The organism is Palleronia salina, assembly GCF_900141995.1.
Taxonomy (GTDB): Bacteria; Pseudomonadota; Alphaproteobacteria; order Rhodobacterales; family Rhodobacteraceae; genus Palleronia; species Palleronia salina.
This window is the reverse complement of sequence record NZ_FQZA01000001.1, coordinates 258,446-275,191: the sequence shown is the minus strand read 5'-3', so window position 1 is coordinate 275,191 and position 16,746 is coordinate 258,446. Positions and strand designations below refer to the sequence as shown.

The window sequence follows — 16,746 nt, the reverse complement described above, 5'->3', positions numbered from 1 at the left end:
CGGATCACTCCAGGTTTTGGACTTGTTCGCGCATCTGATCGATGACGGTCTTGAGCGCAAGGCCCGTGGCGGTCAGCGCGGTGTCCTGCGACTTGGAGCACAGGGTGTTGGCCTCTCGGTTGAACTCTTGCGACAGGAAATCGAGTTTCCGGCCCACGGGCGCGTCCTGTGCCAGCATCTCGCGCGCCGCCGAGACATGGGCGCGAAGGCGGTCGATTTCCTCGGTCACGTCCCCTTTCACGGCCAGCAGGGCGAGCTCTTGGGCGACGCGGTCCGGGTCGGCGCCCGGCGCGCCGTCCATCACCCGCGCCAGTGCCGCGTTCAGCGCCTCGCGTGCGGCGCCGGCGCGGTCCGTGGCCTGCGCGGCGGCAGTCTCGACCAGGCCGGCGATCTCGTCCAGTTGCGCGGCCAGGACATCCGCGATGGCCGCCCCTTCGGACGCGCGCATGGCAAGGAAGAGCGGCAGCACGTTGCCGGTGAAATCCGCCACCAGCGCCTCGCGCAGTGCCGCGATTTCCTCGGGCGTCGACTGGACGGGGCCTTTCGACTGCGCCAGCGCCATGACATCGGCGGCGCGCGCCGCGGCCAGCGACATCCCCTGCTGCGCCGCGCGCGCCTCGACCGCGCCGATCTGCGCCAGCGCCGCGTCCAGCGCGGCCGGGTCCGGCCCATCGCCCCCGGCGGCCTCGCGCGTCAGGCGCAGCGACAGGCTGACCGATCCACGCGCCAGCGCCTGTTGCAGCGCACCCCGCAGCGCGGGATCCAGACCGTCGATCCAGTCGGGGGTGCGCGGCCGCAGGTCCAGCCCGCGGGCGTTCACGCTGCGCAGCTCCCACGTCCAGGAAAACGGTCCGTGCGCGCCGGTGCCCGAGGCATAGGCCGTCATCGACTGGGGCATACCGGTTAACCTTTTGCTCTCTTTTTGTACCAAATTGCGCGGGCTTCGGTGTAGTCTGACAGGTATCGGACGGCCCCCGCGCCCGAGCGATACCAGAGCCAACCGGCCGTCACAATGACGGCGCCGGGACATGGCAAACGTTGAAAAAGGCCAGCGCCATGACGACCAGCAGCGATGACACCGTCGTTCCCATCGGGCGACCGCGACAGGCGGATCCAGCCGCACCCGGATCGCCCGACGCGGCACAGCGCCCCGACCCGTTCGTGACGCTCGAGCGGTACTGGCTGCGCGTCGCGGCGGGCCGCATCATGCCCCACCGGGACGAGATCGACCCCCGCGCGCTGAGCGGTATCCTCGACCGCGTCTTCCTGCTGGAGCGGATGGCGCCCGGGGTTGCGCGGTTCCGGCTGGCGGGCGAGCGGCTGAACGGCCTGCTGGACATGGACATGCGGGGCCTGCCGCTGACCAGCCTGTTCTTCCCGGCCTCGCGCGATGGCGTGAATTCGTCGGTGCGCGCCCTGTTCGACGACCCGGCGCGGATCGACATGACGCTGGACGGCCCGCGCGAAGGCCGCAGGGGGCGCGTGGCGGCCCGTCTGCTGATCCTGCCGCTGCGCGACCGGGACGGCGCGGTGACCCGGGCCATCGGTTGCCTGTCGGCGGGTGGCGCCACGATCAAGGCGCCGCAGCGGTTCGATATCGTCGCCGAAGCGCGCCAGACGCTGTTGGGCTATGGCACCCTGCCCGACCCCGCGGTGCACGCAACGAAAGACGCGCCGAACCCCATGGGGCCGGCGCGTCCTTACCTTCGACTGGTCGTCGACAACATTTAAGCCCGGGGCCGTCGCGGCCCCGGCCCCGGATCAGCCCGCCGCACGGGCGCGGGCGGCGTCGCCCCGGCTGCGCAGGAGTTCCGCCACGAGGAAGGCCAGCTCCAGCGCTTGGCTCGCGTTCAGGCGCGGATCGCAGGCGGTGTGGTAGCGATCCGACAAATCCTCGTCCGTCACGGCGCGCACGCCGCCGGTGCATTCGGTCACGTCCTTGCCCGTCATCTCGAAATGCACGCCGCCGGGGATCGTGCCCTCGGCGTTGTGGACCTCGAAGAACTCCTCGACCTCGCGCAGAACGCTGTCGAAGGGCCGGGTCTTGTACCCGCTGGCCGACTTGATCGTGTTGCCGTGCATCGGGTCGCAGGTCCACACCACGTTGGCGCCCTCGCTGCGGACGGTCTCGATCAGGCGCGGCAGGTGATCGCCCACCGTCCCGGCCCCGAAGCGCGAGATCAGCGTCAGGCGGCCCGCGTCGTTGCGGGGGTTCAGCGTCCAGATCAGCCGCTTCAGGTCGTCCTCGGTCATGGACGGCCCGCATTTCAAGCCGATCGGGTTCGACACGCCACGGCAGTATTCCACGTGCGCGCCGTCGGGCTGCCGGGTGCGGTCGCCGATCCAGATCAGGTGACCCGATCCGGCAATGGTCGCGCCAGAGGTCGAGTCGACGCGAGTCAGCGCCTCTTCGTATTCCAGCAGCAGCGCCTCGTGCGAGGTGTAGAAATCCACCGTCGACAGCTCGGCGTTGCGGTCGGCGGTGATGCCGGCGGCGGTGATGAAGTCCAGCGTGTCCTGGATGCGGTTGGCGATGTCCCGGTACTTGCCCGCCTCGTCGTCATCGGTGAAGCCCAGGGTCCACGCGTGGACGCGGTGCACGTCGGCGAAACCACCCTTCGAGAAGGCGCGCAGCAGGTTCAGCGTCGCGGCTGCCTGGGTATAGGCCTCGAGCATCCGGTTGGGATCGGGGATGCGCGCCTCGGGCGTGAAGTCGAACCCGTTGATGATGTCGCCGCGATAGCTGGGCAGCTCGGTGCCGCCTTGGGTCTCGGTGGGCGCGCTGCGCGGCTTGGCGAATTGCCCGGCCATGCGCCCGACCTTCACCGTGGGCACCTTGGCGCCGTAGGTCAGCACCATGGCCATCTGCAGCATGACCTTGAACGTGTCGCGGATGCTGTCGGCCGAGAACTCGGCGAAGCTTTCGGCGCAGTCGCCGCCTTGCAGGAGGAACGCCTCGCCCCGCGAAACGGCCGCCAGTTCCTCGCGCAGGGTCCGCGCTTCGCCGGCAAAGACCAACGGCGGGAACTTCGACAGGCGCGACTCGACCGCCTGCAGCGCGGCGGGGTCGGTATACTCGGGCATCTGGATCCGCGGACGGCTGCGCCAGGAGGATTTCTGCCAGTCTGCCATTGGGCGTTCCTTTCGTCGAATTGCCGGGCGTGTATAGGGCGATCAAACGGCATTGCAAACCGGCAAAAAGCCCCTGACGTGCCGTGGCGGCATCGTCGTCTCTTGCGCCTCCCCCGCAACGGTGCTTGGCTCACCTTCGGTCCACGGTCGAAGGCGGCTTTGAATGGTTGAACACCCGGTTTCCAGCACGGCGCCAGACGAACCCGCGCGCAACGTCGCCTTCCTGCTGCTTCCGGAGTTCTCGCTGTTGGCCTTCGCCAGCGCGGTGGACTGCCTGCGTATCGCCAACCGGCTGTCGGGGCGACGTCTTTACAACTGGCAGATCGTATCGGACGGGGGCGCGCCCATGGCCTGTTCCGCCGGCACCCGCTTTGCCGTCGACGGCGACCTGCCCGAGTTGCCGCGCGACACCCTGATCGTCGTGTGCGGTGGGCTCGGCGTGGCGGCGGCCAGCAGCAAATCGGTGCTGAACTGGCTGAGACGCGAGGCCCGGCGCGGCGCGGCGGTCGCGGGGCTTTGCACCGCGTCCTACACGCTGGCCCGCGCGGGCCTGCTGGACGGCAAGCGCGCCACGATCCACTGGGAAAACCACGACGGCTTCGCCGAGGACTTCCCGGATGTGACCCTGGGCAAGGAGATCTTCACCATCGACGGCGGCCGCATGACCGCGGCCGGCGGCACGGCGTCCATCGACCTGTTCCTGAAGCTCCTGGCCGAGCATCACGGCCCCGACCTGGCCAACGCGGTGGCCGACCAGCTGATCTACAACACCATCCGCACCGATCAGGACACCCAGCGGCTGAGCGTGCCCACGCGCATCGGCGTGCGGCACCCGAAGCTCGCCCAGGTCATCGGCGTGATGGAAGCCCATATCGAGGACCCGATCAGCCCCGCGACCCTGGCCCGCGACGTGGGCATGAGCACGCGCCAGCTCGAGCGGTTGTTCCGCCGCTACCTCGGCCGCAGCCCCAAGCGGTATTACATGGAATTGCGGTTGCAGAAGGCGCGCAACCTGCTGATGCAGACCGAGATGAGCGTCATCAACGTCGCCCTGGCCTGCGGGTTTTCCAGCCCCTCCCATTTCTCGAAATGCTACCGCGCGCATTACGACACCACGCCCTACCGCGAGCGCGGCAGCCAGCCGTCGCGCGTCTAGCGAAAGTGCACCCTGCCCCTGCGGCAACCGGCAGGGTCATTGCCAAGCGCCGACCTTGCTGGCAATCATCGCGGCACAAACACGAAAAAAGACAGGGAGTCTTTCACCATGAAGAAGTTTCTGATGGCCACGGCCATGGGTACGATGGCCGCCACCGGCGCCATTGCCGCCGAGCATGAAGGCCCGATCAAGATCGGCATCATCCTGGGCTTCACCGGCCCCATTGAATCGATCACGCCCGGCATGTCCGACGCCGCGCAGCTGGCGATCTCCGAAGTGAACGAGGCCGGCGGCATCCTGGATGGCCGCATGCTGGAAGCCGTGACCGCCGACAGCACCTGCGTCGACGCCGCCGCCGCCACCGCCGCGGCCGAGCGTCTGGTGACCTCGGACGGCGTGGCCGGCATCATGGGCGCCGATTGCTCGGGCGTGACCGGCGCGATCCTCGCCAACGTCGCCGTGCCGAACGGCATGGTCATGATCTCGCCCTCAGCCACGTCGCCGGGCCTGTCCACCGCCGAGGATAACGGCCTGTTCTTCCGCACCGCGCCGTCGGATGCGCGCCAGGGCGAAGTGCTGGCCAACATCCTGTCCGACCGCGGGGTCGAGTCGGTGGCCGTGACCTATACCAACAACGACTACGGCAAGGGCCTGAGCGACAGCTTCATCGCCTCGTTCGAGGAGGCCGGCGGCAGCGTGACGCTGAACGCGGCGCACGAGGACGGCAAAGGCGACTACTCGGCCGAAGTCGGCGCGCTGGCCTCGGCCGGTGGCGACGTGCTGGTCGTGCTGGGCTACGCCGACCAGGGCGGCCTGGGCATGATCCGCTCGGCGCTCGACTCGGGTGCGTTCGACACCTTCATGATGGGCGACGGCATGTATGCCACCGCGCTGCTGGACACCATCGGCGACGCCATGAACGGCTCGTTCGGCGCCGTGCCGTGGTCCGAGGGGGAAGGCACCGAAGCGTTCGCCGCCAATGCCGAAGCCGCCGGGTTCGACCCCGCGACCTCGTATACCCGCGAAAGCTATGACGCGGCCGCGCTGCTCGCGCTGGCCATGCAGGCGGCGGGCTCGACCGACCCGAACGAGTACAAGGACTCGATCCTCGAGGTGGCCAACGCCCCGGGTGAGCAGATCCTGCCGGGCGAGATGGAGAAAGCGATCCAGATCCTCAGCGAAGGTGGCGACATCGACTATGTCGGCGCGACCAATGTCGAGCTGATCGGCCCGGGTGAAGCCGCCGGCACCTACCTGGAATACACCGTCACCGACGGTGCGTTCGAGCAGCAGCAGATCCGCTGACGCGACTGCCGACCGCAGACACGAAACGCGAAAGCCCGGCAAGCATGACGCTTGCCGGGCTTCCTTTGACAGGGCCAGGCCAAGTGATCCGTAAGGGACGAACCGGATCCCCAGGGGAGCAGGGACATGACCTCCGGTGGGACCGGCAGTCAAACCACTTTTGCAGCTTTCGCGCTGTCACTCGGGCAACGTGCAATGGCCGGGCCAGTTCCCCCTCGGGCTGCATAATGACGCCCCTTTCGGGATGGCGCAGGCCCCCTGCCCAATGACCGCATCCGCGCTGCCCGTCATCGCCATTCTCGCCGCCGGCGGGTCGACCCGGATGCGCGGCCGAGACAAGCTGCGCGAAACCGTCGGTGGCATGCCGCTGCTGCGGCTGGTGGCGCGGCGCGCGCTGGAAACCGGCGCGCCGGTTCTCGTCACCTTGCCCGTGACCCGTTCGCGTGACGACGCGTTGGAGGGGCTGGCGGTGGATCTGGTGCGCGTCCCCGACGCCGATACGGGCATGGCGGCGTCGTTTCGCGCGATCGCGCCCTTGGCCGAAGGGCAGGCCGTGATGGTGGTCCTGGCGGATATGCCCGACATCACCGCCGCCGACATGCGCGCCCTGATCGCATGGTGGCAAGGCGCCCCCGACACGCCGCTGCGTGCCGCCACCGCCGACGGCCAGCCCGGCCAGCCGGTGATCTTCCCCGCCTCGCTGGTCCCCAGCTTCGCCGAATTGCAGGGCGATGCGGGCGGGCGCGCGTTGTTGTCGGGACAGAAGGTCGAGCTGCTGCCGCTGGCAGGCGACCGCGCCGTGACCGACCTGGACACGCCCGAGGCCTGGGACGCGTGGCGCGCCCGGACCGGTCAGCCGCGATAGGCGCTCCGTGCGCTAGTCGATGACGCCTTCCTGGTGCATCGCCCGGGCCCAGAGCCACAGGATCAGCGACAGCACCGTGGCGCCGACCATGACCCAGACACCGACCGGCCCCACCAGTTGAACCAGGGACGGGTCGGCCGAGATCGCCAGCCAAAGCGTCAGAACCAGGGTCGCCAGGAAGCTCGCCGCCAGGATCAGCGGCGCGAAACCGGTGCGGAACGCCATCAGAAGGACCCCCGCGAGGCCGGCCCAAACCGACACGGCCCAAACGGCGTCGACCCAGTCCGGCATGGTCGAGATGAACTGGCGCTGCGTTTCGGTCGCCATGGACATCCAGAACGCAAGATCCAACTGCGTGGCGGTGTAATCGATCACCCCGAACAGGTGCCAGATCAGGGCAATGGTCAGGACGGGCCAGAAATGCCAGGGCGTGGGGTGAAACATGGAAAACTCCGGGTCAGGTCGGGCTCAATCTGCCCTGCCCTGTCCCGAACGTCCAGATGCCGCGCTCAGGCGCCCGCGACCAGCTGCGCCTCGAAACGCTTGAGCACGCGGCGCGCGGGGGCGCCGTGGCCGTGGACCACGCGGCCCGGCTCGGCGGTTTCGGCCCAGGTGCCGTCGGTCAGGATCACTTCGTGGAAATCGGTGAAGATCGCGACGAAGCCGGCCGCCGGCGCCTCGGCCCAGTCGAAGCCGGGCTGGCCCACCATGTCGGCGGCGGCGACCAGGACCTCGGTGTCGTCCAGCAGCAGGTTGGCCCGCTCCGAGCAGATCAGCAGGCGGTAATCGGCAGCGACGACCATGTCCTGCATCGGCAGGCCGTGACCCAGGGCGCCCTTGGCGATGCGAACGGCCGATTTCTCGGCGGTGGCGGCTTCGATGCGCTCGATCCGGCGGATCGGCTGGGCGCCGTTGTCGCGGGTGAAGACCTTGTCGCCGACGGCCAGGCTGCCGGCCGGCTTCTCGCCCGCCATGGTGGCGACCAGGGTCTCGGCCGAGATGCCGATCATGCGACCGCGGCCTTCGGCGATCTGGCGGTCGGTGGCGATCTTGCGGGCTTTGGCGGTCGAAACGGTCATACTGGTCTTCCTTCACTTGGTCCGCCGGTTCGGGCGATCCGCTGAAACTTGTTGCCTTGTTTTAGCCAAATTGGGCGGACCGAGCCAGAAAAGTGTCACGATTGTGGTCGGCGCGGCGCCGCATTCGGCCACATTTGACCGGATCCGGCCACAAATCGGACCGATTGGACCGGGCCATCGCGACAGTCGAAAGGGAAGGAGGAAACCGGAAAGCCGGGGCAAACAATCGCATATTTCCGCCACATTCGCGGAAACGAACAAAACCGCCCGGATGGGCGGCTTTGTTTCAGGATCTCATGCTCGGGATTCGAATCGAGGCCGTGCTGGCGCGGCGGAGGACACCGTTTTCGGGCGCTCGATTCGCCTTGGTGCCGGGAATGGGGCGGAAAGAAGGCCCCCTGCCCCGGTCTGCTCAGCCGCCGAGCAGCCGGGCCTCGCGGCGCGTCAGCACACGGCGCACGGGGGAAAAGCCATCCATGCCATCATGCCCCCTGAGATCGGGGAAGATCTCGAAGATGGCGTCGCGCTGGCGGCGATCGAGGCCGCGCAGCGTATAGTCGCCGGCCTGGAAGCTCTCGGACCACAAGCCGTCCGACAGGACCAGCTCGTGCTTCGCGAACATGAAGTGGATGTAGGTCACCGATTTCACCTTGGCCTGGGTGATCCCCGGCTTCCACGTCAGGTGCCGGGCCGCGGCCATGACCTCGGTCTGCGGGAAATGATGGGTGACGTAGAGATCGTTGAACAGGACCCGGTGATTGGGGCTGAGCAGCATGTCACGTGCCGGGCGGCCCGGCCCGAGGCAGCCGGCGCGCAAATGCACGGGCCGCATGGCCGGCTGCGCGCGCAGATCCTCCTCGGTGAGGGTGGTCTTGCCCACCCAGCGCACCACCTGCATGCCGCGATCGCGCGTGATGACGCGATCACCGGCCCGGAGCGTCTCGACCCGGCGTTCGCCCTTGCCCGTGGCGATCACCGTTCCCGGCGTGAAGCACGGCAGCACCCCCTCGATATCCGCGAGGCTCAGCTTGACGGCGCTATCGGCGTTCACGGACGGATCCTTGACCCGTCGCCGCGTCACACGCGGTGTGCGCCCCGTCCGAAACTCGGCCAGCCCGTCCTTCGTCACCGTGTCGCGGCGTGCCCGTGTCTGGACATCAACCACGGACGTCGACTTCGATTTATCGTCGGATCGCATCATTTCGGAGGCTCCTGCAGTTCTGCATTGAAAGCGGCACCTCAAGACTTGGAACTCGGTACGCGGCACATGCCGGAAAGCGCCTTCTATAAATACAACCTGAGGGAGATTTCTCGCCTATACAAGAAGATAATGCGTGATTTGGCGCGACCGAATACAATCAATGGGTGTGCGCCGGACTGGGTAGAAAGTCGAAACAGAGGCCGCTTGACGCTGCGGAAAATCTGGGCGGACCGGGGATATTGCAGCCCGGTCGCGCGCGCTCGTTCACTACTACTCAAAAGCCCGGACTTGGGCTCAACCCTGCAGCAGCTTGACCTCGTGCCGCTTCAGCGTCCGGCGGGCCGACTGGTAGCCCTCGATCCCCTCGTGGTTCTCGAGCTCGGGGAACAGCGTCAGGATCTCGGCGCGTTGCACGTCGCCGATGCCCTTCATGCTGTAGTCGCCGGGCTGGAAGCTTTCCGACCAGGTACCGTCCGACAGCACCACCTCGTGCTGCTGGAACATGAAGTGGATGTAGCTAACGCCCAGGGCCTCGACCTGGTCGACGCCGTCGGTGTCGATCAGGTGCTTGGCCGCGACCAGGACCTCGCGCTCCTCGAAGTAAAGCGCCGTCTTGTCGTTCGCGACCAGCATCCGGTGGTTCGGGCTGACCAGCATGTCCCGCTCGGGCAGGCCGTTGCCCAGCGACCCGGCCTGGATCAGCACCGGCTTCAGCTCGGGCTGGCGCATCAGCTCGCCACGGTCCAGGCGCTTTTCGCCGATCCAGCGGATCTCCTGGATGCCGTTGTCGCGGGTGATGACGCGGTCGCCCTCGCGCAGGTCCTCGACCCGACGCTCGCCCTTCGGCGTCGCGATCAGCGTGCCGGGGGTGAAGCAGGGGATGATCTTCTCGATGTCGTTGTAATTGATGTTGAACGACCGGCCGTCGGTCGAATTGACGAGGCGGATCTGGCCGGAATAGCTGGCGATGCCGTTGTCGTTACCATCGGGATTCTGCGTCTGGAGGTCGATCTCGAACCCCTGCGCCAGGACCTGGCGCAGATCGATCGCATCGCCGGTCACGCTGTTGCCGCCATCGATCAACAGGTCGCCGCCGTTGACGGTGCCGGGGAGCGGGATGAAGGTATCGTTCCCGTCATCACCGTACAGCTTGTCGTTCTCGCCATAGCCGACGAGCGTATCGTCCCCCGCCCCACCGGACAACTGGTCGGTGTCGTTCAGCCCGGTGCCGGCATCGATGTAATCGCGCCCGTCGCCCCCGAAGAGCCTGTCGGCACCCGACCCGCCCGCGATCTCGTCGTCGCCGTTTCCGCCGTCGATCAGGTCCGCGCCGGCACCGCCGTCGATCGTGTCATTGCCGCCCAACCCGTTGATCGTGTCATCGTTGCTGGTCCCCGGAAGCGAATTGTCGCCGCCATCCCCGTTGATCAAAGCCATCGCACCGCCCCCCAAAAGCGTCCGCAGCTGAATCCAGCCCCGATAATACCCGGGATCGCCCCGCGTTCACGAATTATGCCGTGAACACGGCAATTTAGCGGCGGCGGCAAGGCAGATAACGATCAATTCCATCGGAACCGCCGGTTTTGTTGCCAGACTGCGAAAAAAGAAACCGGCCGACCGCATAAGCGGCCGGCCGGCGTGATTCGCGTGTTTGGCCAGATGGTTTCTAGCGTGTCAGCAGCTTGGCCTCGTGCCGCTTCAGCGTCCGGCGGGCCGACTGGTAGCCCTCGATCCCTTCGTGGTTCTCGAGCTCGGGGAACAGCGTCAGGATCTCGGCGCGTTGCGCGTCGCCGATGCCCTTCAGCGTGTAGTCGCCGGGCTGGAAACTTTCCGACCAGGTGCCGTCCGACAGCACCACCTCGTGCTGCTGGAACATGAAGTGGATGTAGCTGACGCCCAGGGCCTCGACCTGGTCGACCCCGTCGGTGTCGATCAGGTGCTTCGCCGCGACCAGGACCTCGCGCTCCTCGAAGTAAAGCGCCGTCTTGTCGTTCGCGACGAGCATCCGGTGGTTCGGGCTGACCAGCATGTCCCGCTCGGGCAGGCCGTTGCCCAGCGACCCGGCCTGGATCAGCACCGGCTTCAGCTCGGGCTGGCGCATCAGCTCGCCGCGGTCCAGGCGCTTTTCGCCGATCCAGCGGATCTCCTGGATGCCGTTGTCACGGGTGATGACGCGGTCGCCCTCGCGCAGGTCTTCGACCCGACGCTCGCCCTTCGGCGTCGCGATCAGCGTGCCGGGGGTGAAGCAGGGGATGATCTTCTCGATGTTCTCGAAGGTCAGGGTCCCGGTCTGCTTGCCGGCAGCATCGAAGAACTGGATTTCGCCGTCGATCCCGTCATTGGGGCTGTCGCCGTCGATGGTGTCGCCGGGATCGTCGTCCTCGGTGACGTTCACCAGCTTGTAGCTGCCGCCGTTCAACGACCCGGTCAGGTCGAGCACGTCAAAGTCGTCGCCGCCCGAACCGCCGAGGATGCTGTCACCCACGGTCACGTTGGAGAAGGTATCGCGGTCGTCGCCACCATCCATCGTGTCCGGGCCGTTCCCGCCCGAGATCTGGTCGTTGCCCGTGCCGCCGGTGATCACATCGCCGCCGCCGAAGCCGTCGATCGTATCGTCGCCCTCGCCGCCTTCGATGGTGTCGGCGCCCGTACCGCCCTGGACACTGTCGTTCCCGGCCCCGGCATCCACGAGATCGTTGCCGCCGCCCGCGTCGATGGTGTCATCGCCGCTGCCCGCGATCAGCGTATCGTCGCCCTGGCGACCCGACAGAAGGTCGTTGCCGTCGCCGCCCTCGATGTAGTCATCATCCTGACCACCGTAGAGGACGTCGTTCCCCTTGCCGCCCGACAGGTTGTCGTTGCCACCGCGACCCGCGAGGGTGTCGTTGCCGTCACCGCCCACAAGCGTGTCATCGCCATCGCGCCCGGTCAGCAGGTCGTCGCCCTGCCCGCCGGTCATGAAGTCGTTGCCGCCGCCGCCGATGATCGTGTCGTTGCCGGCATTGCCGATCAGGCTGTCATCGCCATCGCCGCCTTCGATCGAGTCGTTCTCGCCGTCGCCCTCGATGGTGTCGTTCCCGGCGCCGCCCAGAAGCGTGTCCTCGTTGCCGCCGCCGATGATGCTGTCATCGCCGTCGCCACCCTCGACCAGGTCGTTGCCGAACCCGGCATTGATGGTGTCGTTGCCGTCACCGCCCAGCATCGTGTCGTCACCGGTGCCGCCATCGAGCGAGTCGTCGTCGATGCCGCCGTCGATGAAGTCGTTGTCGGCGCCGCCGAAGATGGTGTCGTTGTCATCCTCGCCGTAGAGCACGTCGTCGCCATCGCCGCCGCGGATCAGGTCCGTGCCATTGTCGGGCTGCGGATCGGTCGCGTCCGGCTCGTTGCCGACCACGCCGGGCGGAACCGGCGTCGGGCCGTAGCCACCGTAGATGGTGTCGTTGCCGTCGTTGCCGTCCAGCGTATCGGCACCGTGACCGCCGATGATGCTGTCATTGCCGGCACCGCCGGTGACCTCGTCGTCGTCGATCCCCGCGTCGATGACATCGTCGCCACCGCCGCCGATGATGGTATCGGCATCGTCGCCCGTGGTGATCGTATCCGCACCGTCGCCGCCGTCGACGAAGTCGCGGCCGTCATCGGGATTGGGATCGCCAGACCCGAAGAACGGGTTGGGCGAGCCATCGGCCAGCTTCGGCTGGTCGTTCGGGTAGTCCGACAGCGTGTCGGTGCCAGCGTCGATCAGGTCGTCGCCATCGTTGCCGAAGATGCTGTCCGAGCCCTGCACGTCGGTGATCGTGTCGTTGCCCGCACCGCCGATGACGGTGTCGTCGTCGATGCCCGATTCGATCGAGTCGTCGCCGAAGCCGCCTTCGATGCTGTCGGCGTCATCACCGGTCAGGATCGTGTCGTTGCCGGCGCCGCCGAAGACCGTGTCCCGGTCGTCGTTCGGGTTGGGATCCTGGTCGAGCGGGAACGGCACCAGGGGCACATCCGCGTCGATGGCACCGTTGGGGCCCGAGGCGTCGATGTAGTCGTTGCCCTGCCCGCCGTCGATCTCGTCGCTTCCGGCGCCGCCGGTGATGCTGTCGTTGTCGGCACCGCCGGCCAGCACGTCATCCCCGTCATTGCCCGAGATCGTGTCGTCGCCCGCGCCACCGGCGACGGTGTCGTCGCCCTCGTTGGCGTGGATCGCGTCGTTGCCGGTGCCGCCGGCGATCTCGTCATCGCCCTGGCCACCGGTGACCGAGTCGTCGCCAACGCCGGCATCGATCGTATCGTTGCCCTGGTTGGCATTGATGGTGTCGTTGCCGGTGCCGCCGGTGATCAGGTCGTTCTCGGTGCCACCGTTGATGCTGTCGTTGCCGTCGCCGCCGTCCAGCGTGTCTTCGCCGGCGGCGCCGCGCAGGGTGTCGTCCCCCGCGCCGCCCGAAAGCGAGTCGTCACCGGGGCCGCCGTCGAGCGAGTCATTGCCCTCGCCACCCGACAGGGTGTCGTCGCCAGCCTGGCCGCGCAGCGTGTCGTTGCCGTCTTCGCCGTTGACGATGTCGTTGCCGTTGTCGGCTTCGACCAGGTCGTCGCCGGTGCCGGCGGACACGGTGTCGTCACCCTCGAGGCTGCGCACGGTGTCGTTGCCCGCGCCGGCCTCGACGACGTCGCCGTCGGTGCCGATCGGGTTGCCGCCGATGATCACCTGGTCGGGCCGGTCGATGAGATCGCCCTCGGGGTCGCCCGTGTAGTCGAAATCGATCAGGTCACCGCCATCCGAGCCTTCGACGATGCCGTCGGGCAGGATCGTGTTGTTGACCTTGACGGTCGCCGTGCCGGTATCGGTCTTGCCGGCCGGATCCGCGACCACGTAGTCGAAGGTCTCGGTGCCGTCGAAGCCCGTATTGGGCGTGTAGGTCACGGTGCCGTCGCCGTTGTCGACCACGGTGCCGTTCGCGGGCTGATCGAAGCTGACCAGCGTCAGTTCGGACGTGTCGTTGTCCACGTCGGTGTCGTTGCCGACCAGGTCGATGACGACCGCCTGGTTCTCGTCGGTCTCGGCGAAGTCGTCCACGGCCACGGGGCCGTCGTTCTCCGGGTTCACCGTGACGGTGACGGTGGCGGTATCGGTTTCGCCGGCCTCGTCCTCGATCGTGTAGGTGATCGTGTCCTCGCCGAAGAAGTCCGGGTTCGGCGTGTAGTTCAGCGTGCCGTCGCCGTTGATGATGACCGAGCCGTTGGCCGCCGAGGCGGACGTGACGGTCAGCGTGTCATCGGGCAGGTCCGGATCGGTGTCGTTCGCCAGGACGTTGATGTCGGTCGCCACGTCCTCGTCGGTCTCGGCCACGTCGTCCACCGCGTCGGGGCCGTCGTTCACCGGGTCCACGGTCACCGTGACGGTGGCGCTATCGGTCAGGCCGTCCGCGTCCTCGATCGTGTAGGTGATCGTGTCCTCGCCGAAGAAATCCGGGTCCGGCGCATAGTTCAGCGTGCCGTCGCCGTTGATGGTGACGGTGCCGTTGTCGGCCGAGGCGCTGATGACGGTCAGTTGGGAGTCGAGCCCGTCGGGATCGGTGTCGTTCGCCAGGACATTGATGTTGTTGACCGGCGTGTCTTCCAGCGTGGATGCCGTGTCGTCGTTGGCCTCGGGGGCTGCATCGCGACCGATGAAGGTTTCGATCTCGAAGAAGTCGAAGCGCCCGGTTTCATTGCCCGACCCGTCCAGAAGGACGACGGTGCCGTCGAAGCCGTTGCCGTTGCTGTCGGGACGTTCGTCGATGATCTTGTAGTTGCCGATCCCGCTCAGATCCAGCGTGTCGCTGTCGGTATTAATTGACGGATCGTTCGAGAAGCCACCCGAGCCGCCATCAATCGTATCATAATTGGAACCGCCGAGGATGGTATCTTGGTCTGCCCCGCCAAACAAGTAATCCTTTCCATCTCCAGCACCGCCGTCCAGAAGGTCACGTCCGGCGCCACCGTCGATCGAATCGTCACCCTCGCCGCCGTCGATCGTGTCGTTTCCACCTTGGCCGAAAATCGTATCCTTCCCTTCATCGCCGGAAATGGAGTCATCGCCGAACACTTCGTCCGCAGAGTCCGCCGCATCGTCGCGAACCGTGGCACCGTTTTCCAGAGTGGCACCCTTTAGCGTCGCGAAACCGGCCTGGTCGCCTAGGACCAGCGGCGCCGAGCACGATGTGTGAATATTCATGCTCTGCAGCAACTGACCGCCAGCCTGGTCGTAAACCTTGAAGAAGGTCTCGCTGTCGAACTTCTCGCCATCGGTCGTAGTCGCAGTGAATTCATCTCCAATCTTGACGGATCCCTCGAACAGGACCACTCCGTCCTTGTCGGTGACCACGACATAGCCGGTGTCGTCGCTATCGCTGCCCTGCACAGGCCCGATCTTGTGCTTGTCGTCAGTGAAGCCACCTTCGACCGTTGACGACGGCCCGTTATAAAGAAAAGTCAGACTGGTAGGCTTCCCACCGTCCGCATCGCACAAGTCCGCGCCATGGCTTTGGCCCGTTTCTCCATCATCGCCATAGATCAGATCGTCATCCAAGCCGCCGTGGATGGTATCGTTTCCACCTTGGCCGAAGATCGTGTCCTTCCCTTCATCGCCGGAAATGGAGTCATCGCCGAACACCTCGTCCGCAGGGTCCGCCGCATCGTCGCGAACCGTGGCACCGTTTTCCAGAGTGGCACCCTTTAGCGTCGCGAAACCGGCCTGGTCGCCTAGGACCAGCGGCGCCGAGCACGATGTATGAATATTCATGCTCTGCAGCAACTGACCGCCAGCCTGGTCGTAAACCTTGAAGAAGGTCTCGCTGTCGAACTTCCCGCCATCGGTCGTAGTCGCAGTGAATTCATCTCCAACCTTGACGGATCCCTCGAACAGGACCACTCCGTCCTTGTCGGTGACCACGACATAGCCGGTGTCGTCGCTATCGCTGCCCTGCACAGGCCCGATCTTGTGCTTGTCGTCAGTGAAGCCACCTTCGACCGTCGACGACGGCCCGTTATAAAGAAAAGTCAGACTGGTAGGCTTCCCACCGTCCGCATCGCACAAGTCCGCGACCTTCTGGTCAGGGCCGGCATCACCGTAGATAAGATCGCCGTAGTCGCCACCAAGAATGGTGTCATCCTCATCTCCACCAATGAGAGTATCGTTTTTCTCACCGCCGGTAATCAGGTCTTTACCGTCGCCGCCGAAAACAAGGTCCTCAGATCTGCCGCCATGCAACTCGTCGTCACCGTCGCCGCCGTAGACGGTATCCTTGCCGTCGCCGCCGAACGCCGTGTCGTTGCCTTTGCCGCCGTCAATGTAGTCGTCGCCAGCTCCGCCTTCGAGCAGGTCGTTACCCATGCCCTCTTCGGGCGTAGTTACTTCATTGATAGGGTTGAAGGCGATATCGGTGATGTTAATGCCGCTGTCGGCATCATTGATCTGTTCGTGAACAACGCTGATCTTGGTCACCGGACCGGGAATATTGACCAACACCGAATAGTAGTCGCTATTATCGTCCTTGTACCCGCCCTCGGACGTAACCGTGCTGCCATTCTGTGTCAGCTTGTCACCGGCCTCTAGGGTCACCGACACCGGCCCATCCGGACCTTCGGCGAGAATCGTAACACGGCCACCGCCATCAATGTCGTTGATCCGGAATTCGACGTTCGCCACTTCGGAGTCGAAGGTGAAGTCGTACTGGTACTTGTCACCGTGGTCCTGGAGATCGGATTCGAACGAGCTATTCTCGCTGACCGCCGCATCCAGATCGTCGGTGTTCTGGTGGCTCGTTTCGTAGGTGTTGCGAACGTCGTGGTCCCAGTCCTTCAGCTTCGTCTTGGTGAAGGTCACGTCGACGTCGCCGGTATCCTGGGTGAAGTTCTGGACGTGGTTGTTGTCGCCGAAATTCGGACCCTTTCCCCAGTCGAACAGGGCACGATCGCCAAGCTGCGCTCCGCCATCGCCGACACCATCGCCCATCAGAGTATCGTTGCCTTCGCCCCCTAT

The 16,746-nt window shown here is 66.1% G+C and carries 12 protein-coding genes; 5 read left to right on the top strand and 7 right to left on the bottom strand.

Annotated elements, in window-relative coordinates; translation table 11 throughout:
* Positions 1-4: 4 nt before the first annotated feature.
* Entirely contained in the window at positions 5-898 is an 894-nt protein-coding gene (locus BUB76_RS01335) for a YicC/YloC family endoribonuclease (RefSeq protein WP_073125890.1), read from the bottom strand.
* A gap of 158 nt (positions 899-1,056) precedes the next feature.
* Between BUB76_RS01335 and BUB76_RS01330 the strand changes: the two genes are divergently transcribed.
* On the top strand, positions 1,057-1,731 hold the full coding sequence (locus BUB76_RS01330) for a PAS domain-containing protein (RefSeq protein ID WP_139250743.1): 675 nt from the start codon (positions 1,057-1,059) through the stop codon (positions 1,729-1,731).
* A 30-nt stretch (positions 1,732-1,761) separates the two neighbouring features.
* On the opposite strand, the gene BUB76_RS01325 is transcribed toward BUB76_RS01330, so the two are convergent.
* Entirely contained in the window at positions 1,762-3,132 is a 1,371-nt protein-coding gene (locus BUB76_RS01325) for a class II 3-deoxy-7-phosphoheptulonate synthase (protein WP_073125887.1), read from the bottom strand.
* A 163-nt stretch (positions 3,133-3,295) separates the two neighbouring features.
* On the opposite strand from BUB76_RS01325, the gene BUB76_RS01320 reads away from it, so the two are divergent.
* The 4 genes from BUB76_RS01320 (at position 3,296) to BUB76_RS01310 (ending at position 6,458) form a co-directional block, all read left to right on the top strand.
* Complete coding sequence (locus tag BUB76_RS01320) at positions 3,296-4,288, top strand: GlxA family transcriptional regulator (protein WP_073125884.1); 993 nt, start codon at positions 3,296-3,298, stop codon at positions 4,286-4,288.
* A 108-nt stretch (positions 4,289-4,396) separates the two neighbouring features.
* Positions 4,397-5,593 (top strand): ABC transporter substrate-binding protein, encoded by a 1,197-nt coding sequence (locus BUB76_RS01315; RefSeq protein WP_073125882.1) that lies wholly within the window; start codon positions 4,397-4,399, stop codon positions 5,591-5,593.
* Entirely contained in the window at positions 5,523-5,687 is a 165-nt protein-coding gene (locus tag BUB76_RS18320; RefSeq protein ID WP_373280040.1) for a hypothetical protein, read from the top strand. Before BUB76_RS01315 ends, BUB76_RS18320 begins: the two co-directional genes overlap by 71 nt.
* A gap of 171 nt (positions 5,688-5,858) precedes the next feature.
* Positions 5,859-6,458, top strand: coding sequence for a nucleotidyltransferase family protein (locus tag BUB76_RS01310; RefSeq protein ID WP_073125880.1), 600 nt, complete (start codon positions 5,859-5,861; stop codon positions 6,456-6,458).
* Positions 6,459-6,470: 12 nt separating this feature from the next.
* Here the strand turns inward: BUB76_RS01310 and BUB76_RS01305 are convergent, their stop codons facing one another.
* The 5 genes from BUB76_RS01305 to BUB76_RS18095 all read right to left on the bottom strand — a co-directional run bounded on the left by BUB76_RS01305 (position 6,471) and on the right by BUB76_RS18095 (position 16,719).
* Positions 6,471-6,902 carry a hypothetical protein gene (locus BUB76_RS01305; protein ID WP_073125878.1) on the bottom strand — a complete coding sequence of 144 codons (432 nt, stop codon included), beginning with the start codon at positions 6,900-6,902 and terminating at the stop codon, positions 6,471-6,473.
* 65 nt (positions 6,903-6,967) lie between these two features.
* Positions 6,968-7,537 (bottom strand): Hint domain-containing protein, encoded by a 570-nt coding sequence (locus BUB76_RS01300; protein ID WP_073125875.1) that lies wholly within the window; start codon positions 7,535-7,537, stop codon positions 6,968-6,970.
* 412 nt (positions 7,538-7,949) lie between these two features.
* Positions 7,950-8,588, bottom strand: a complete 639-nt coding sequence (locus tag BUB76_RS01295; RefSeq protein WP_175550247.1) for a Hint domain-containing protein — start codon at positions 8,586-8,588, stop codon at positions 7,950-7,952.
* Between the two features lie 444 nt (positions 8,589-9,032).
* Positions 9,033-10,175 (bottom strand): Hint domain-containing protein, encoded by a 1,143-nt coding sequence (locus BUB76_RS01290; RefSeq protein WP_073125871.1) that lies wholly within the window; start codon positions 10,173-10,175, stop codon positions 9,033-9,035.
* 229 nt (positions 10,176-10,404) lie between these two features.
* Positions 10,405-16,719 (bottom strand): DUF7467 domain-containing protein, encoded by a 6,315-nt coding sequence (locus BUB76_RS18095; RefSeq protein WP_084140487.1) that lies wholly within the window; start codon positions 16,717-16,719, stop codon positions 10,405-10,407.
* Positions 16,720-16,746: the final 27 nt, after the last annotated feature.